We start from the raw sequence: 18,755 nt of genomic DNA, 5'->3' as shown, positions 1-18,755 counted from the left end.
CTGGCAGCGAATCTGGCGAATTCCATTCACGGCGCCTTCGATGTGCCCTGGATCAACGCCACGATCGCGCGTGACGGGCATGCCGTTCCGCCGCGGGATGCGACTCGCGGGAGACATGCGCCAGAAAATCGATCCGAAGCTGCCGATGCATCTGCCGATCCTGATTGCTGATTTGTAAAAGGAAATTCTAACCCATCGCGAAAAGTCACGTTCGCGGTTGCTAGCAGTCAGAAGGGGCATTTGCTTGCCGATTTTCGACGCTGTTTGGCTCATTTGCGCACTTTTACACACCCGTCCGGTCGGTCTGGAATGTGTGTCGAGCCGGAAAAGCGCCCCTTTGGCGCTATCATTGATGCTTTCGCTCTCAAAAAACCAGCGCGCAGCGTTTCGGCGTGACGATTCAACGATTCTCCGCATGACACATCCTGACTACCTGAAGAAAGTGCTCACCGCGCGCGTCTACGATGTCGCCCGCGAGACCGAGCTGGAACACGCCCGCAATCTGTCGGCGCGACTGCACAACGCGTTCTATCTGAAGCGCGAGGACAACCAGCCGGTGTTCTCGTTCAAGATTCGCGGCGCGTACAACAAGATGGCCCAACTGCCCGCCGATGTCCTGGCGCGCGGCGTGATTACGGCCTCGGCGGGCAATCATGCGCAGGGCGTGGCGCTCTCGGCGGCGCGGCTCGGCTGCCGCGCGGTGATCGCGGTGCCGACCACCACGCCGCAGGTCAAGATCGATGCGATCCGCGCGCACGGCGGCCCGACGGTCGAAATCGTGCTATCGGGCGAGTCGTACACGGATGCCTACGGACACGCGCTGAAGCTTCAGGAAGAACGCGGCCTCACCTTCGTCCATCCGTTCGACGATCCGGACGTGATCGCCGGCCAAGGCACGGTCGCGATGGAAATTCTGCGCCAGCATCAAGGCCCGATCCACGCGATCTTCTGCCCGATCGGCGGCGGCGGACTGGCGGCGGGCGTCGCGGCGTACGTCAAGGCGGTGCGGCCGGAGATCAAGGTGATCGGCGTGCAGACCGAAGATTCCTGCGCGATGGCGCAATCGATCAAAGCGGGCGAGCGCATCACGTTGAATGAAGTCGGCCTGTTTTCGGACGGCACGGCGGTGAAGCTGGTCGGTGAAGAAACCTTCCGCCTGTGCCGCGAATTGCTCGACGAAGTCATTACCGTCGATACGGACGCGCTCTGCGCCGCGATCAAGGACGTGTTCCAGGACACGAGAAGCGTCTTGGAACCCGCAGGTTCACTGGCCGTTGCTGGCGCGAAGGTGTACGCGGAACGCGAAGGTATCGAAGGAAAAACGCTGATCGCGGTAACGTCCGGCGCGAACATGAATTTCGACCGCATGCGCTTCGTGGCCGAACGCGCGGAAGTCGGTGAAGCGCGCGAAGCCGTGTTCGCCGTGACGATTCCCGAAGAACGCGGCAGCTTCCGCCGCTTCTGCGAACTCGTCGGTACGCGCAGCGTGACCGAGTTCAACTACCGTATCGCCGATGAAAGCGCCGCGCATATCTTCGTCGGCGTGCAGATCAAGTCGCGCAAGGAAACGGCGCAGATGATGTCGTCGTTTATCGAACATGGTTTTGCGACGGTCGATCTCTCGCACGATGAACTGTCGAAGCAGCACATTCGCTATATGGTCGGCGGCCATTCCGTGCTCGCGCGCGACGAGCGTTTGCTGCGCTTCGAGTTTCCGGAACGGCCGGGCGCGCTGATGAAATTCCTTTCGTCGATGGCGCCGGAGTGGAATATCAGCCTGTTCCATTATCGGAATCAGGGCGCGGACTATAGCTCGATTCTGGTCGGCATTCAGGTGCCGCAGTCGGACAATGCGGAGTTCGAACGCTTCCTCGCGACGCTCGGTTATCCGTGGTGGGACGAGCAGCACAATCCCGTCTACAAGCTGTTCCTCGCCTGAGCGTAAGCGATGCCCAAGTTCACGCTCGAAGACAAACTCGTGGTCGCGATTTCATCGCGCGCGCTGTTCGATTTCGAGGAAGAGAATCGCGTTTTCGAAGCGGGCGATCTCGCATCGTACGAAGCGTTGCAGCGTTCGCGGCTGGAAATGCCCGCGAAACCGGGCGTCGCGTTTGGTCTCATTCGCAAGCTGCTCGCGTTGAACGCGGATGAACAGCGCGTCGAAGTGGTGATTCTGTCGCGCAGCGATCCGATCAGCGGTTTGCGCGCGTTCCATTCGTGCCGCGAACATGGTTTGGCGATCGAACGTGGCGTGTTCACGCGCGGGCGCTCGCCGTTCGCGTATCTGAAGCCGTTGCGCGCGTCGCTGTTTTTATCGGCGAATCCGGAAGATGTGCGTGATGCCCTCGCCGCCGGTTTTCCCGCGGCAAGCGTGCTGCCTGAACCGCCGCGCGCATCGAGCCGATACGCGGACGAAATCCGCATCGCGTTCGATGGCGACGCCGTGCTGTTCTCCGATGAAGCCGAACGCGTATTCCAAAGCGATGGTTTATCGGCCTTCGTCGGGCACGAGACGGATAAACGCAATTCGCCTCTGCCCGGCGGTCCGTTGAAACCGCTGCTGGCAGCACTGAACAAACTCCAGCGCATCGCCGACGACAGCGAAAATACATCGTCGATGCAGATTCGCACCGCGCTCGTCACCGCGCGCTCCGCGCCCGCACACGAACGCGCGATCCGCACGCTGATGGCCTGGGACATCGATATCGACGAAGCGATGTTTCTGGGCGGACTCGACAAGGGCGAATTCCTGCGCGAATTCGAGCCCGACTTTTTCTTCGACGACCAAATCCGCCACTGCGAATCCGCCCGCGTCGTGACTGCGACGGGGCACGTTCTCAGCGGCATAGCGAACGCATCATGACACCCGAACAATCACCGCTCGGCAAGCCCGTCCACTACACCGAACAGTACGATGCCTCGCTGCTGTTCCCGATCGACCGCAAGCGCGCGCGCGACGATATCGGCGTGCCGGCGCGGCTGCCGTTCTTCGGCACGGATATCTGGAATGCTTACGAATTGTCGTGGCTGAATATGCGCGGCAAACCGCAGCTTGCGGTGGCGACATTCTTCGTGCCGGCGGATTCACCGAATATCGTCGAATCGAAATCGTTCAAGCTGTATCTCGGCTCGTTTGCGCAAACTCGTTTCGATTCCATCGACGACGTGCGCGCCGCCATCAAGCGCGATGTATCGGCGATTTGCGGCGCGACGGTATCGGTGCAACTGACCGCGCCCGCCGAATTCGCCAAGCTGACGATGGAAGAGTTCGATGGTTTATCGCTGGATCGGCTGGATCTGGATTGCGAGATTTACGCGCCGGACGCTTCGCTATTGAAGGCCGCGCATGATGAAGCGCCGACCGATGAAACGCTGTTTTCGAATCTGCTGAAATCGAATTGTCCGGTGACGGGACAGCCGGACTGGGGCAGCGTGCAGATTCGTTATTACGGTTCGCAGATCGATCACGCGGGCTTGCTGCGATATATCGTGTCGTTCCGCGAGCATACGGGCTTTCATGAGCAATGCGTCGAGCGCATTTTCATGGACATCATGCGGGAATGTAAGCCGGAACGGCTGGCGGTTTATGCGCGTTATACGCGGCGTGGCGGGCTGGATATCAATCCGTTTCGCACTAACTTCAATTTGCCGATGCCGGATAATGCGCGGCTGGCGCGGCAGTAAATGACAATGCGGCTTCGCGAGTAACACGCGAAGCCGCAACAGAATTTACGCCTTCTTATAAGCCACGCAATCCACCTCGACCTTGCAGTCGATCACCATCGACGACACCACACACGCACGCGCGGGCGGGTTCGCGCCGAAGTATTCCTTGAAGATCTTGTTGAACGATGCGAAGTCGCGCGGATCGTCCAGCCACACGCCGCAGCGCACGACGTGTTCCGTGCCATAACCCGCTTCTTCCAGAATAGCGATTACGTTCTGAATCGCCTTGTGCGTCTGCTCGACGATTCCGCCGTTGATCACCTCGCCGTTTTCCATCGGCGTCTGGCCCGATACGAACAGCCAGCCATCCGCTTCCACCGCACGCGCGAACGGCATATGTGCGCCGCCTTGTCCCTTGCCACCTTCCACGCCATAACGCTTCATCTCTACGACTCCTTTTTCAATCGCATCAAGTTTTAGAACGCGCCTTCCGCATCCAGTTTCGACGCCGAACCACGCGCCACGAAACGTCCCGCGCGCGCGCCGGTCACGGCCCGCTCGCGATACGTCAAACCCCCATTCACCCACACCGCATCGATACCGTCCGCCGCTTGCTGCGGATTCGAAAACGTCGCGGAATCGATCACGCGTTCGGGATCGAATACGACCAGATCCGCGTGATATCCCACCTTCACTTCGCCACGCTCCGCGAGACTGAAGCGCCGCGCCGACAAACTCGTCATCTTGCGAACCGCTTCTTCGAGCGGCAGCAGCGATGTATCGCGCGCATAGTGGCCGAGCACGCGCGGAAACGCGCCCCACAAACGCGGATGCGGCAGCGGATCGTTCGGCAAGCCGTCGGAACCGACCATCGTCGCGGGATGCGAGAGGATGCGCCGCACGTCGTCTTCCGACATGTTGTGATACACCGCGCCCGCCGGTTGCAGACGCTTCGCCGCTTCCTGTTGCGTGAGCTTCCATTCATCGGCGACTTCGCGGATCAGCTTGCCCGCCATTTCCGGATGCGGCGTTGACCAGGTAATTGTGATGTCGATATCGCCCGTGACTTGCTTCAGATCGAGCGTCGAGGAACTGCGGTTGTACGGATAGCAATCGCAACCGATCGGCTGGCCTTCACGCGTGCTTTCGATCGATTTCAGCACTTCCTCGCTGCGTCCCCAGTTCGACGGCCCCGCGCACTTCAGATGCGAAATCACCACCGGCACGCGCGCATGGCGGCCCACGCGATACGCCTCGTCCATGGCATCGAGAATGGCGTCGAATTCGGTGCGCATATGCGTGGTGTAGAGCGCGCCGGCTTTCGCGAGCGGCTCGGCCAGCGCCTGCACTTCTTCGGGCGGCGCGTTGAACGCCGATCCATACGCCAATCCACTCGACAAACCGAGCGCGCCGTTATCCAGCGCTTCTTCGAGTTGCGCGCGCATCGCGGCGACTTCATCGTTCGATGCACCGCGATCCAGCCGATCCATATGATTGTTGCGCAGCGCCGTATGGCCGATCAGCGCGCCGACGTTCACCGTCGGATGCGCTGCGTTGACCGCTTCGACGTAAGACGCAAACGTCGGATAAGCAAAAGCCGCCTGATCGCCGAGCAGGTTCATCGGATCGGGCGGCGCGCCCTTCAGCGTCACCGGCGACGCGCTGATCCCGCAATTGCCGACGATCACCGTCGTCACGCCCTGCGTGATCTTCGGCATCATCTGCGGCGAGTTGATCACGTGCGTATCGTCGTGCGTGTGAACGTCGATAAAACCGGGCGCGAGCACTTTGCCTTGCGCATCGAACGTTTCATCGGCGGTCCACGCGCTCAAACCGCCCGCTTCGACGATCGCCACGATGCGCCCGTCGCGCACCGCGACATCGCGCTCGACGGCGGGCGCGCCGGTTCCATCGATCAATCGCGCGCCAATGATCAGCGTATCGGCATGTTCCATGATCAGTCTCCCAAAGGTTGACGCTCGCCGCCGCCGCGATGCGTATCGAGTGCGTGTTTCATGCGGCGCAGCAGTTCGCGGCTCGTATCGGCCTGTTTGACGGCCAGTTCGGTGACGAGCAAGTCGAGCGCCATCATCATCGCGTAGCGTGACGACGACGGTTTGTAGATAAAGTCCGTTTCGATCGCGATGATCGGCACCAGCCAATCCGCCAGCGCGCCAAGCGGCGACGCGGGCGCGGTCAGCGCGATCACGCGCGCGCCGTACTCGCGCGCAAGGCGGCAGCTATCGACCATTTCGGGCGTCTGCCCGGTCACGGACAACGCCACGACGACATGTTCCTTCGATAACGTCGATGCCACCATCCGCTGCAACAAGCCATCCTGATACGAAGCGACCGGCCGCCCGAGCCGCACGAGGCGAAAGCGCATTTCATCGGCGAGCGCGGTCGATCCGCCGCCCATGCCGAACACGTAAATCATCGAGGCTTCGGCGAGCGCGTCCGCCGCTTCGGCGATCGGCGCGGCGCGCAGCGCGCCCTGATTCTGCGCGAGCGTGGTCTGCACTTCCTCGAAGATGCGCGCGGCGAGCGAATCGGGAACCGCATCGGGTTCACGTTTCAAAAAACGCTGTCCGACCGCCGCCGCCTGCGCGAGCCGCAACTTCAGTTCGCGCACATCGTGACAACCGACGGCTTTGGCAAATCGCGTGACCGTGGCGACGCTCACTTCCGCCTTGTCCGCCAGCGCGCCGATGCTCGCGCGCGATGCGCTGGTGAGGTCGTCGAGAATCAGCGCGGCGACTTTGCGTTCGGCGCTGCGCAATTCAGGCGCACACTCTGCAATGCGCGCGACGATATCGAAACTGAGCGAGTCGGCGTGGCCGTTCATGGTTTACCAGAGGGCTGTGTTACTAAATAACATTTCCACTGCGCATGCTACTTTGGTTACCATAATGCGTCAATTCCCGGCATCGGGCGATATTGATCTAAACGAACGATGGAGCAGCATCGAATGAAAGTTACAAACTATCACAGCGCGACGATCGACCCGTTCGGCAAAGGACTCGGCATGGTTCCGGGCACCGGCATTCAGTTGGTTGACGCATCGCGGCTGCAATGGAATCTGCTCGATGAAGATGTGAGCTTGCCCGCGGCGGTGCTGTACGCGGATCGCATCGAACACAATCTGAAGTGGATGCAGAGCTTCGTCGGCGAGTACGGCGTGAAGCTCGCGCCGCACGGCAAGACCACGATGGCGCCGCAACTGTTCCGCAAGCAGCTCGATAACGGCGCGTGGGGCATTACGCTGGCGACGGCGCATCAGGTGCGTGCGGCGTATCGCGGTGGCGTGCATCGCGTGTTGATGGCGAATCAGCTCGTCGGAAAGCGCAACATGGGCATGATCGCGGAATTGCTGACCGACCCGGGCTTCGAATTCTTCTGTCTGGTCGATTCAGCCGATGGCGTCGATCAACTCGGCGCGTTTTTCAGCGACGTGAAAAAGAAGCTGAACGTGCTGATCGAACTCGGCGTGCCGGGCGGGCGCACCGGCGTACGCGACGACGCGCAACGCGAAGCCGTGCTCGCGGCCATTGCGCGCTGGAATGGCACGATCGAACTCGCGGGTATCGAAGTGTATGAAGGCGTGCTTCAGGACGAAGCCGGTGTGCGCGCGTATCTGAAGAACGCGGTGGACACCACGCGCGCGCTGCTGTCGCAAGGCAAGATCACGCGCCAGCCGGCAATTTTATCGGGCGCGGGATCGGCATGGTACGACGTCGTCGCGGACGAGTTCGCCAAGGCCAGCGGCAATGCGATTGAAGTCGTGCTGCGTCCGGGCTGCTATCTGACGCACGATGTCGGTGTCTACAAGAAAGCGCAGAACGAAATTTTCGCGCGCAATCCGATCGCCAAGAAAATGGGCCAGGGATTGAAGCCCGCGCTGCAATTGTGGGCATACGTGCAGTCGATTCCCGAACCGGATCGCGCGATCATCGGTCTCGGCAAGCGCGATGCCGCGTTCGATGCCGGTCTGCCGGAACCCGCGAAGCATTTTCGTCCGGGTACCAATATGCCGCGCGATCTCTCCGCCGATGAAGGCTGGGAAATCTTCGGCATGATGGATCAGCACGCGTATATGCGTATCAAGCCGGGCGCGGATGTGAAGGTCGGCGATATGGTCGCGTTCGACATTTCGCATCCGTGCCTGACGTTCGATAAATGGCGTCAGGTGCTGGTCGTCGATCCGAAATATCGCGTGACCGAAGTGATCGAAACGTTCTTCTGAGCTTTATTCTTCGAGCGCGGCGGCATTGGTCGCCGCGACTTGCTGAATGCGCTTTTCCAGCATTTGAAGCGCGCTGGACAGTGCTTCGATGGAATCGTCGGGAAGCGAGGCCATGGTGTCGTGAAGATACGCGTTGCGGCGCGGCAGGCCTTCTTCGGCGGCCGCTCGACCGAGCGGCGTAAGCGCGACGTTCGAGACGCGGTTATCGCGTGCATCCACGCTGCGCACGATCCAGCCGAGACTTTCCAGCGTCTTCAACTGACGCGTCAGCGCGCCCGGATCGACCTTCAGGCGCTCGACCAGCAGCTTCTGCGACAACACGCCCGCGTGCTCGTGCAAGGCGAGCAAGATGCGCCAGCGCGGCATCGGCTGACCGACGGCGGCTTCGAACGCCGACATAAACGCGCGATACGTGCGGCCAAACTGCTGCACGACGGCAATGCGGTCTTGTTCATTCATGCTGTGATCCCTTTCTCATTCCGCGAGGATGACCGGTTCCTGCGGTCCCTTCAAGCGTACCGGCGGCACGCGCCGCGCTTGCCAGAACGACAGCACCGCGACGATCGCCGCCATCGCCAAACCAATGTGAATTGCCGCGACCAGCGATTCGCGCGCCGATTCGATCAGCGCCGCGCCGTTATGCCCGGCCGCTGCGAATTGCGCGAGCAGCGTTTGCTGTCCTTCGCGATTGATCAGGATTTGCGGATCGGCGAGATCGCTGAGCCAGCGCATCGCGTGATCTTTTTCCAGCGCGATACTTACGCCGCTCGCGTACAAATGGCTGATCAGCGTGCCGGTGATCGCCGTGCCGATCATCCCGCCGATCATGCGTAACGATTGCAGCAGCGCCGTCGCAATACCGAGATGTTCGCGGCCCGCCGTCTGCTGCGCGAACACGGTGAGATTCGGCATCACAAAACCGAGACCGAGTCCGCCGATCAGCATAAACGCCAGCAGCACCGAACGCGGCGTAGTGTGCGTCGCGATCACCACGCCGAGACACGACACCGCGAGAAACGCGAAGCCGATAAACAGCATCAGATTCGCGTTCTTCAGCCGCGTCACGATCCGCCCATTCACAATACTGCCGATGGTAATGAACACGACCAGCGGCGTAATCATCACGCCCGCGTCTTTCGGCGACATGCCGAAGCCGCCCTGGAACAACAGCGGCGCATAGAACAATAGCGAAAACATGGTGAAGCCGCCGAGAATCGCCAGCGTGAACAAAGCGGCAAGCGCCTTGTTGCGGAACATATCGATCGGCAGGATGGCGTAATCGCAGCGCTTTTCCCACTTCCATAAGCCGAAACCCGCCGCCGCGCTCATGACGAGCAGCACGCCGGTTTCCGCCGTCAGTCCATGCTTCGGCAACATTTCGACGAACAATTGCAGCGCGCCGAGCGTCAACGCGATCAACGCCGCGCCGGGCCAGTCGAGCCGCATTTTGCCTTCATGCTTGACGTGCCGCAGATGCGGCAGAAAGCGCCACACAAAAAACAGCGAAATCACGCCAACCGGCAAATTGACGTAGAACACCGAGCGCCAACCGTAGTATTCCGTGAGAATCCCGCCGAGCGACGGCCCGACCGCATTGGCGATGCCGAACGCCGAACTCATCAGCACTTGCCAGCGCAGGCGCACGACGTTGTCCGGAAACAGATCCGCAATGCACGCGAACGCGGTCCCGACCAACATGCCGCCGCCGATGCCCTGCAAGCCGCGCGCGAGCACGAGAAACATCATGCTGTTGGCAAGCCCGCACAACACCGACGCCACCGTGAACACGACAATCGATGCGATCACGAAGGGTTTGCGACCGTAGTAATCGCCGAGGCGACCGAAAATCGGCACCGTGACAACGGAAGTCAGTAGATAGGACGTGGCGACCCACGCGTAGAGATCGAAACCCCGCAATTCTGCGACCATGGTAGGCAGCGCCGTGCCAACGACGGTTTGATCCAGCGCGACGAGCATGGTGACGAAGGAAACGCCCAGCATCGCCATAAGCGATTCGCGGAAAGGCAGAACCTGTCCGCTGGAATGATGCGCGGCTGTGTGAACGGCCATTTTTTGTGACAACAATAGTTGACGAGTCAACGGAAATGGAATCATAGCACGGGCATGCGCTCTAACACGCGTAGCCTCTGTAGCCTGTGTAGCCGATGCCTCACTTTTCTCGAAGAACACGCCCAATGGAACCGACGCCGATCATCACCTCGCCGCTCACCACCGAAGACTTCGCCGCGCTGAGCCGCGCGAAAGAAGCGCTCGAAAGTCCATCGCTCACGATGAAGCTCGCGAGCGTGGTCGGCGCGCCTATCGAAAAACTCATGAACCGGCTGCCATCTGCCGCGCAGGAAAAAGTCGACGACGCCACGCAGATCGCGCTCAAGAAGTGTCTGCAAGTCGCGCTGCGGACTATCGTCAAAAGCGCACCGTCCGATTCGCTGCTCGCGCCGCCGCCCGATAAACCGAGCAATCTGATGCACAAACTCGCGGTCGCCACGACCGGCGCGGCGGGCGGCGCGTTCGGGTTGTTTGCGCTGCCGGTCGAGTTGCCGGTCACGACCACGCTGATGTTTCGCTCGATCTGCGACATCGCGCGTAGCGAAGGCGAGGACGTGCATCGCGTGGAAGCGCAGTTGCAGTGCATGATGGTGCTCGGCATGGGCAGCAACAAAAAGAGCGATGACAACGCCGATCTCGGCTACTTCATCGTGCGCAGCGCGCTGGCGCAGTCGGTATCGCGCGCGACGAACGAGATCGCGGCGAAGGGTTTGAGCAGCCACGGATCGACGGCGCTGCTCAAGTTCCTGCAGACGATCGCATCGCGTTTTTCCGTGCAGGTGAGCGAGCAAGTCGCCGCGAAATCCATTCCGGCGATCGGCGCGGTGCTCGGCGCGATGGTGAACACCGTGTTCATCGATCACTTTCAGCAGATGGCGCACGGGCATTTCACGGTGCGTCGGCTGGAGCGGAAGTACGGCGCGTCGGCGGTGGAGCGCGCTTATCAGACGATCGAGGTTATCGGCGGGCGGTGATCTTTTCGATGAAACGCGCGGCTTGCGTCAGCGCGCGGCGCGCTTCAGGCATGAACGGCGCCCATATCTGGAAGATGTGCGGAACATCGCGCCAGACTTGCAGATCGATATGCGCTTTTTCAGCGATTCGGGTTGAATCGTCGAGCAATAGTTCGGTGTCGCCGACCTGAATGTGGATCGGCGGCAGGTTTTCGAGATCGCCGAATAGTGGCGATGCGTAGGGATGCTTGGCGTCGGCATCGCCTAAGTACTGGCGGGCGACGATTGGGAAGACTTGCGCGTGGAACATCGGGTCGCGGCCCTCGTTCGTTTGCATCGATGCGCCGCTGCACGTCAAGTCGGTCCACGGTGAGAAAAGCACCGCGCCGGCGGGAAGCGAATCGCCGTGGTCGCGGAGTGCGAGCAAGGTTGCGAGCGCGAGACCGCCACCGGCTGAATCGCCTGCGATCACGATTCGATCGTGCGACGTACCGCGCGCAAGCAGCATGCGATAAGCGGCGACGGCATCATCGACCGCCGCCGGAAAGCGATGCTCGGGCGCGAGCCGATATTCGAGCGCGAAGACATTTGCACGCGCGCGCGTCGCCAGTCCAAACGTGATCGCACGATGCGTACGCGGCGAGCAGAAGTAGTAGCCGCCGCCGTGCAGATAAAAAATCGTTACCTGCGCATTCGCGTTCAGCCATTCGCCCGTAATCGGCGACTTCTGCATTTCAAGCGTGAATCCCTTCGGCACGCGCGGCAGCCACACCCGGCGCGACGTGCGCGCGCGAACATAATCGACATCGATACCCGGCTCGGCCGTTTTTGGACGCATGCTCCGTCGCAAGATCCAGCACGCCAGATCGCATTGCCAACTCATTCAATTCGATGGCATCACCTGACCGCGAATTTCGCCAGTCGGGTTTTCTTGCGTGTGAATGTTGAAGTACCACTGTCCGGCCATCAGGTCAGTGACTTGTTGATCGTTTAAGGTGGCCTGCCCTTTCATCGGACTGGCGAGGGCGGCTTTATCGACCGGCACTTGTACCTTCGCGTTCTGACCGACGGGTGCGGGGCCGTGGAAATGCGCCATCGTTACCGGGCCGGAAAGTTCGGCGTAGGTCGCGGTCCAGGTGAGGAGTTTGGTGTCGGTGTCGAAGGTGGCATCGAGAATGCCGTGGCCCTTGCTCACACGCGGCGGGACCTCGCTCGATGGCTGGAGATTGGCTTTGAGTGCAACTGTATCCGCATGCGCGCTTGTCGATGCGAGCAGCGCAAGGGTCAGGCTTAATGTCCAGCGTACATGTGGTCTGCATGTCGAGATCATCTTTGCTCTCCAAGTGCCGCGGGCTTTTGCTTATCGTGTCTCCCGCTTCGACGATGGTAGTGCATTCGGATGATCGTTGCTTTTGGCGCGCCTAAACGCAAGAAGGGCGCCTCGCGGCGCCCTTCTCTTACTGCTTGCTACTAGCCTAAGCTACAGCCCGCTTTAGAAGCGGTGACGGATACCCGTGTTCACGAGAACCTGACGGCTGCTCGAGGACGGACCGAACGCGCCGTTGCTGTTAGCGATTGCTGCCGTCGCTGCGGGAGCGTCGCCGCTTGCCGAACCGATTTGCGCAACTGCTTCGATATGGAAGTCGGTGCGCTTCGACAGAGCGTAGTCAGCTTGCAGGCCGAACTGGTGGAACTTGCTCTTTTCCGACGATTCGCCGAACGCGTTGTACTTCTGTTGCGAGTACGTGTAAGCCGCGCCAAGCGCGAGCGCCGGCGTAACCAGGTAGCGAGCGTTCACTTCGAAGTTGTTGAACACGCTCGAGAAGCCTTGGAAGTCGCTGTTATCCAGACGGCTTTGCGTCCAGACCGCACCGAACGTCATTGCGTCGTACGAGTAGCTACCGCCTGCACCGAAGGTACGCTGACGATCGTGGCTGCTGCCAACACCGACAAACTGCTCGCCCGTGATCGCGCCGTTGGGGTTCGACACGGCATCAACGCCATTGCCTTGCATATAACCAGCGCCCAGCTTGAACGGACCATTCGCGTAACCCGCGCCAACGCTGTATGCGCGGTTGTTAGCGAAAGCTCCAGCCTGGTTCGAGAAGCCATACAAGCCGCTGAACGAGAAGCCAGCGTAGTTGTTGCTCTGGAACTTGACCGAATTAGCAATGCTGAAGTTGCTGTTCAGGTTATCGTTGCCGCGAACGTGGCCGAAGTACGTACCGCCCCACGTGCCTGCTGCGCTCAGCGGGCCGAGGTAGTCAACGACGGAGTCATACTGGCGACCCAGCGTGAACGTGCCGACATCCGACGACAGGCCAACATATGCCTGGCGACCGAACAGGCCGTTGTCCTGCTGGCCATTGGCCACGCTGAAGCCGTTTTCCATACGGAAGATTGCCTTCAGACCACCACCGAGGTCTTCGGAGCCCGTCAGGCCCCAACGGCTTTCTTGCAGATTGCCGCTCGTCAGACCGTGGAACGAAGCCTTTTGCGGGCCGGTGGCCGAACCAGTCGCGACGTTGTTCACGTACGTCAGACCTGCATCGACCAAACCGTACAGCGTGACGCTGCTTTGTGCGCTTGCAGCCGTCGCGAACGATGCAGCCAGCGTTGCCACTGCTGCTACGATTACATTCTTTTTCATGCGTAATTCCTCTGAGTGAGCCTAATCGCTCGATGGGTTGCTTTGATCGGCACCGCAGCACGTTTGAGATCGATATCTCTGACGTGCGCTTCACACCGTTATTCGGCAGCCCAAAGTTTAGAACTCAGCTTTTTGCATCCACCCCCCAATGAAGTACAAAAATCTTTTTGAATAAATCAAAAGATCAAATTTCAATATAAGTTAACGCTTAGGGATCTTGTACTTACCCACTTCGGTTTCCAGTCTCGAAATTTCGCTGCGCGCACACAGTTGCAGACATGCGACAGTTGTCCAATCGCGACATCCAACATAGATCGGAGTACTCCGATTCCAACTCGCAATTCGGGCATCTAATATCGCGCACGCGAAGTGACGAGATAACTCTCTCGCTTTAATCGCGTTCTCCGGGTAACACCGCAACAGAAGCCATCCGCCCCATGAATCAACTGCAGGCGATGCGCGTTTTCCTTAAAGTCGCCGAGACCGAATCTTTCGGGCGCGCGGCCGCCGCGCTCGAAATATCGAACGCCGTTGTCACGCGCTATGTCTCGCTATTGGAAGCGCATCTCAACACGCGCTTGTTGAATCGCACCACGCGCAGCGTTTCCCTCACCGAAGCGGGAAGGACTTTTGCCGATGGCTGTCGCGCCGTGCTCGAACAAGTCGAGTCGGTCGAGGCATCGGTGGCGAGCACGGCAGTCGATCCTTCGGGAACGCTCAAGCTGGTCGCGTGGGCCTCGTTTTCCTTGCACGAACTCACGCCTATGCTGCGTGCGTTTCAGGAACGGCACCCGAGCGTGAAACTGCGCCTCACGCTGCTGCATCGTCCGGTCGATTTGGTGGATGAAGGTTTCGATGTGGGCATCGTCGTGCCGCATCTGGTGCATAGCGGGTCGCTTATTCAACGTCCGCTTTTCAAGGTTGCCGCTGTGATGGTCGCCTCGCCGGACTATCTCGCTGAATATGGCATCCCCGACCGGCCCGCGCTGCTTTCGAAGCATCGCTTTCTTGCGCCTTCCGCTGATATACACGGATCGATCTGGTCGTTCGTGGCATCGTCGGGGACGCAGGAAGATGTCGTGCTCGATCCAGACTACGCCGTGAACAGCTCGCCGATGCTGCGTCAGGCGGCATTGTCAGGCATGGGTATCGCCGTGTTGCCGGAAAGCTATGTCACGCAGGATCTTGCATCCGGCGCGCTCGTTCGCCTGCTGCAGGACTATCAGCTAAAAGATGCCGACAAGGAAGTGTCGATTGTCTATCCGGGGCGGCGATTCGTGTCGGCCAAGACGCGCTCGTTTGTCGATTTTGCGCTCGGTTATTTTCGCGATCCGGTCGCTTTGAACGCCGCGAGCGAATAGCGGCGACACCTCCAGGCCTTCAGGCAATTCCAGGCAATTCAGGCAATCGCCGCGCCCTGCGCTTCGATCCGCTCCAGCAATTGTTCGCAACGCGCGATCAGCGCAAGCCCGTCGTCCCGTCGCTGCTTGAACGACTTCACGTGGAGATCACGGCGGAACGCCTCGAGCGCATCGAGCAGCGGACCATATTGCAACACGCTCGCCGCACCCGTCACGCGATGATGCCACTCGCGCAAGTGATCGACGGTGCCGCGGTCGAGCAATTCTCGGAGCGTGAGAAGGTCGTCATGGAACGAAGAGACGAACGCGTCGAGCAAGGCTTTGACCGTCGCCTCGCTGCCCCAGAGTTGCGCCATCGCGGCGAGATCGAGCGCGTCGTCTTCAGTGTTGTCATGTGCCACAGTCCGCTCCGTGCGCAGTTCCGCTTCGGGTTTAATATTCTCGGACGCGCGCCACCGATTCAAATACTCACGAAGCGTAGCGAGCCGTGTCGGTTTGATCAGGCAGTCGTCCATGCCCGACTCACGACACTTCTTGAGTTCTTCGGGAACCGTGCTGGCGGTAATACCCAAAATCGGCAATCGGCGCGACGAGCCTTTCTCGCCCGATCTGACACGTTTGGCCAGTTCATAGCCGGTCATATTGGGCATGTGGCAATCGGTGATCAAAAAGCCGTATCGCGTGTCCTTCAACGCTGCCAATGCCTCGACGCCGTCGTGCACGACATCGCATGCAAATCCCAGCAACGATAGTTGATGGCGGATCAACTCTTGATTGACAGGGTGATCTTCCGCCACGAGCACGAGCTTGCCGCTTTGCAACGCGTCGGCACGGCTCGGCGCTTCCATTTTCGCCTCTTGATTCAGATGGGCGCGCGCGGCGATTTGCGGCATACCGGTCAACGCGGCCACACACGCCGCGCCGAGTCCGCGCCACGAAATAGGATTGACGCTCACGCGGATATCGTCTTCAAGAATCCGATATCCGGTCGGTTTCGGCTTTTCGGTCACATGGATGATCGACGCGCCGGGCGGAACCGTGCCTTGATGCGTATCACGCAGAAAGACCAGATCGACTTCCTCGAACGTGTTCGACTCGCTGAGCGACCGATCCGACGGCGCGATGCGTCGCAGGTTCAGCCCCAAAGCCTGCCCGAAGTTCAGCAATGCGCCCGCCACCCGCTCATCCTCGACGGCGACGATGCCGCGCTTGCCCCGCAAACCTTCGATCTGATACTGCTCCGTCTCGACCGGCATGGCGAGTCGCAAGGTCATGGCTGTGCCTACCCCGACGTCACTCTTCAGTGAGAGCGTGCCGCCCATTAGTTCGACGAGACGATTGCAAATGGTAAGGCCGAGTCCGGTGCCGCCGAAACGTCGTGTCGTCGAGGTTTCAGCCTGAACGAATGGCTCGAACAATCCAGACTGCGCTTCGAGCGCAATGCCGATTCCGGTGTCGGCCACGCACCATTCGATGACTTGCTCCGCGCCGCGCTGCTCGGCGACACGCACGTGCAACGAGACATCGCCGCGGATGGTGAACTTGATGGCGTTGCTCATCAGGTTGAAGAGAATCTGCCGCAGTCGAACACTGTCGCCGCGAACGACGGCGGCCACCTCTGGCGCTACATCCACGCGCACGCGCAGCCCTTTCTCATGCGCACGGCCGGCGAGAAGACCAACCGCGTTATCGACCAATTCGCGCAAATCAATTGCCGTCGATTCGATTGTCAGACGCCCTGCTTCGATTTTCGAATAGTCGAGAAGATCGTCGAGAATTTGCAGAAGCGCGCTCGCCGAATCCTGAATCATGCCGAGCATTTGCGACTGATCCGGATTGAGCGGCGTGTTTTCGAACACTTCGACAAGGCCGAGCACGCCGTTCATCGGCGTGCGGATTTCGTGGCTCATCATTGCGAGGAAGTCGTCCTTCGCGCGCGATGCGGCTTCGGCCGTATCACGCGCGCGCGCGAGTTCTTCAGCGCGAGCATGCTCGACGCTCGCATCGGCCCAATAGCCGCTCCATACCACGGCGCCATCGTCTTCGCGATGCGCGACGAGATCAGCGCGAATCCAACGCACCACGCCCGAGACCGCGGACCGGAATTCGGTGCGCACCGGTTCGAGCGATTTCGACGATGCTTCGATTTCCTGCAGCAAACGCGCGCTGTCCTCCGCATTCACATGGCGCAGAACGTTGAGCGGATCGTTCGCAAGCGCGGCCAGATCGAGCCCGAGTAACTGACGTGTATCGCCATCGACATAGGGAAGCGTGTAGGTGCCCTCGCGCGACCGCCGAAGCTGGAACACTACGGCGGGCAACGATCGCGTCACGTCATGCAGACGGCGCTCCGTGCGGCGCGCGCGCGTTTCGGCGTCGCGGATGTCGGTGATATCGATCATGGTTCCGACGACGCCCGCGCGCAGACCATCAGGCGATGAAAACGCGCCGGTCCAGAATAGGCCGCAGCGTTGCCGTCCGCTCCGATCGAAAAATTCGGCTTCTACTTCCTGGCGCATGCCCGTGTTCAAGGTCGCGGCGGAAAGCTCGTGAAGTACCGTGCTCTTTTCCGGTCCCCACGCGCATACATCTCGCGTGGTGCGCCCGACAATGTCCGCGCGCCGCACGCCGAGCGTCTCCTCGAACGCACGATTCACCGCGATGTAACGATTGTCCAGATCCTTGGCGACAAGCGGATAAGGCACGACCTCCATCATGGTTTGCTGGAAGCTGAGTTGCGTTGCGAGTTGCTGCTCGATTTCGATGCGACGCGCCATCTCGCGTTGCAAAAGAATCAGCGCCCGCAAGGTCACGATAAGCACCGCCGCGACTCCGATAAGCGCGGGAAGGAGACGCACGCCGCTGACGGTCCAACCAGCCTGAACCGCCGTGCCTGCGCCAGAAGCGTTCACCGCAAGCGAAAGCCCCGCCAAGAGCACCGGAATCACGAACCGAAAGGACGCCAACACTGATCTCAATTGCAATTTCCTTGAGGACGGCCGCGCGCATGAAAATCGATCGCGTCGATGGAAGACTGCGGCTGGGTTTAATGCGCGATCGCTGATCAAGTCTGAAGCGAGTCCGAATCCCCGAGAATAAGACTCGTCCCAAACACAACCGAAGACTCTTGCAAAATGCAATTCGATCGTTTCAGACCAGACCCACCTGGCTGAGATATGAGACCAATTCCGCCTCGCTCTCGAGGCCCAGCTTGCGCATGCCACTGCGTTTCTGAGTGGCGACGGTTTTGCTGCTGCGGCCGAATCGCGCGGCGATTTCCGGAATCAGAAGGCCGCGTGCATAAAGTTGAAATACCTCCCACTCACGCCGGCTAAGCACGCCCGCGCGTGCAGGCGCTCCGGGTGGAATGTGGCTAATCGATTCGAATGCCTTTGGAGAGAGATAGCGGCGGCCGGCGCGCGTAGTCCGAATAGCTTCCAGTGCGCAGTCGAATCCATCACGTTTGTCAATCACACCGTCGATACCGATCTGAATCAGACCCGCCACCATCTGCGGTTGAGAGATCATTGTTATGGCGATCAATCGCGGGCGCCGTTCCTGCCAGGACAAACGTCTCAGAAATGCAATGGAATTGCTTTCCCCGTCGATACCGCTCATACCGATGTCTGTGAAGACGAAGTCGCACGGCGTGGAGTCGAGCGCCGCAGCGAGTTCGAGCGTATTGCTTGCAGTAGCGACGACCTCGATGCCCCCGTCCCGTTCGAGGCAAGCCTGCAAACCCTTGAGAATAATGGGATGGTCGTCGGCCAAGATGGCTCGAATTGTTTTTTCTTCGTTCATGTTTTTATTGG

The 18,755-nt window shown here is 60.2% G+C and carries 16 protein-coding genes; 6 read left to right on the top strand and 10 right to left on the bottom strand.

The window, feature by feature from the left end; translation table 11 throughout:
• Positions 1–415: 415 nt before the first annotated feature.
• The 3 genes from ilvA to queF are packed head-to-tail and all read left to right on the top strand — an operon-like array spanning position 416 to position 3,684.
• Entirely contained in the window at positions 416–1,939 is a 1,524-nt protein-coding gene (gene ilvA / locus P7F28_RS32995; RefSeq protein ID WP_277189489.1) for a threonine ammonia-lyase, biosynthetic, read from the top strand.
• 9 nt (positions 1,940–1,948) lie between these two features.
• Positions 1,949–2,863: a 5'-nucleotidase gene (locus P7F28_RS32990; RefSeq protein WP_277189487.1), complete on the top strand. Its 915-nt coding sequence runs from the start codon at positions 1,949–1,951 to the stop codon at positions 2,861–2,863.
• A complete protein-coding gene (queF, locus tag P7F28_RS32985) occupies positions 2,860–3,684 on the top strand; it encodes an NADPH-dependent 7-cyano-7-deazaguanine reductase QueF (RefSeq protein ID WP_277189486.1) in 825 nt (274 codons plus the stop codon). The genes P7F28_RS32990 and queF overlap by 4 nt, the downstream gene beginning before the upstream one ends.
• A gap of 45 nt (positions 3,685–3,729) precedes the next feature.
• Here queF and P7F28_RS32980 read toward each other — a convergent pair whose 3' ends face one another.
• Genes P7F28_RS32980 through P7F28_RS32970 form a run of 3 tightly spaced genes read right to left on the bottom strand, consistent with a single transcriptional unit; the run spans position 3,730 to position 6,511 of the window.
• Positions 3,730–4,110 (bottom strand): RidA family protein, encoded by a 381-nt coding sequence (locus P7F28_RS32980; protein WP_277189484.1) that lies wholly within the window; start codon positions 4,108–4,110, stop codon positions 3,730–3,732.
• Between the two features lie 32 nt (positions 4,111–4,142).
• Entirely contained in the window at positions 4,143–5,621 is a 1,479-nt protein-coding gene (locus P7F28_RS32975) for an amidohydrolase family protein (protein WP_277189483.1), read from the bottom strand.
• A 2-nt stretch (positions 5,622–5,623) separates the two neighbouring features.
• Complete coding sequence (locus P7F28_RS32970) at positions 5,624–6,511, bottom strand: MurR/RpiR family transcriptional regulator (RefSeq protein WP_277189481.1); 888 nt, start codon at positions 6,509–6,511, stop codon at positions 5,624–5,626.
• Positions 6,512–6,634: 123 nt separating this feature from the next.
• Between P7F28_RS32970 and P7F28_RS32965 the strand changes: the two genes are divergently transcribed.
• The gene (locus tag P7F28_RS32965; RefSeq protein WP_277189480.1) at positions 6,635–7,909 is read left to right on the top strand and encodes an amino acid deaminase; all 1,275 of its coding nucleotides are present in this window, start codon (positions 6,635–6,637) and stop codon (positions 7,907–7,909) included.
• Between the two features lie 3 nt (positions 7,910–7,912).
• Here P7F28_RS32965 and P7F28_RS32960 read toward each other — a convergent pair whose 3' ends face one another.
• Positions 7,913–8,368, bottom strand: coding sequence for a MarR family transcriptional regulator (locus P7F28_RS32960; RefSeq protein WP_277189478.1), 456 nt, complete (start codon positions 8,366–8,368; stop codon positions 7,913–7,915).
• A gap of 15 nt (positions 8,369–8,383) precedes the next feature.
• Positions 8,384–9,979, bottom strand: a complete 1,596-nt coding sequence (locus tag P7F28_RS32955; protein WP_277189477.1) for an MDR family MFS transporter — start codon at positions 9,977–9,979, stop codon at positions 8,384–8,386.
• Between the two features lie 125 nt (positions 9,980–10,104).
• Here P7F28_RS32955 and P7F28_RS32950 point away from each other — a divergent pair, with 125 nt between their 5' ends.
• Positions 10,105–10,953: an EcsC family protein gene (locus P7F28_RS32950; RefSeq protein WP_277189475.1), complete on the top strand. Its 849-nt coding sequence runs from the start codon at positions 10,105–10,107 to the stop codon at positions 10,951–10,953.
• On the opposite strand, the gene P7F28_RS32945 is transcribed toward P7F28_RS32950, so the two are convergent.
• The 3 genes from P7F28_RS32945 to P7F28_RS32935 all read right to left on the bottom strand — a co-directional run bounded on the left by P7F28_RS32945 (position 10,937) and on the right by P7F28_RS32935 (position 13,582).
• Positions 10,937–11,815 (bottom strand): alpha/beta hydrolase, encoded by an 879-nt coding sequence (locus tag P7F28_RS32945; protein WP_277189474.1) that lies wholly within the window; start codon positions 11,813–11,815, stop codon positions 10,937–10,939. The genes P7F28_RS32950 and P7F28_RS32945 overlap by 17 nt on opposite strands.
• Complete coding sequence (locus P7F28_RS32940; protein ID WP_277189473.1) at positions 11,816–12,262, bottom strand: CHRD domain-containing protein; 447 nt, start codon at positions 12,260–12,262, stop codon at positions 11,816–11,818.
• Positions 12,263–12,424: 162 nt separating this feature from the next.
• Positions 12,425–13,582: a porin gene (locus tag P7F28_RS32935; protein ID WP_277189472.1), complete on the bottom strand. Its 1,158-nt coding sequence runs from the start codon at positions 13,580–13,582 to the stop codon at positions 12,425–12,427.
• A gap of 437 nt (positions 13,583–14,019) precedes the next feature.
• Between P7F28_RS32935 and P7F28_RS32930 the strand changes: the two genes are divergently transcribed.
• Positions 14,020–14,943 carry a LysR family transcriptional regulator gene (locus P7F28_RS32930; protein ID WP_277189471.1) on the top strand — a complete coding sequence of 308 codons (924 nt, stop codon included), beginning with the start codon at positions 14,020–14,022 and terminating at the stop codon, positions 14,941–14,943.
• Positions 14,944–14,981: 38 nt separating this feature from the next.
• Here P7F28_RS32930 and P7F28_RS32925 read toward each other — a convergent pair whose 3' ends face one another.
• A complete protein-coding gene (locus tag P7F28_RS32925; RefSeq protein WP_306806124.1) occupies positions 14,982–17,921 on the bottom strand; it encodes an ATP-binding protein in 2,940 nt (979 codons plus the stop codon).
• A gap of 172 nt (positions 17,922–18,093) precedes the next feature.
• Positions 18,094–18,744 carry a response regulator transcription factor gene (locus P7F28_RS32920; protein ID WP_277189470.1) on the bottom strand — a complete coding sequence of 217 codons (651 nt, stop codon included), beginning with the start codon at positions 18,742–18,744 and terminating at the stop codon, positions 18,094–18,096.
• Between the last annotated feature and the right edge of the window lie 11 nt (positions 18,745–18,755).

It is taken from the genome of Caballeronia sp. BR00000012568055 (assembly GCF_029439455.1).
Classification (GTDB): Bacteria; Pseudomonadota; Gammaproteobacteria; order Burkholderiales; family Burkholderiaceae; genus Caballeronia.
This window is presented reverse-complemented; position numbering and strand designations above follow the sequence as displayed.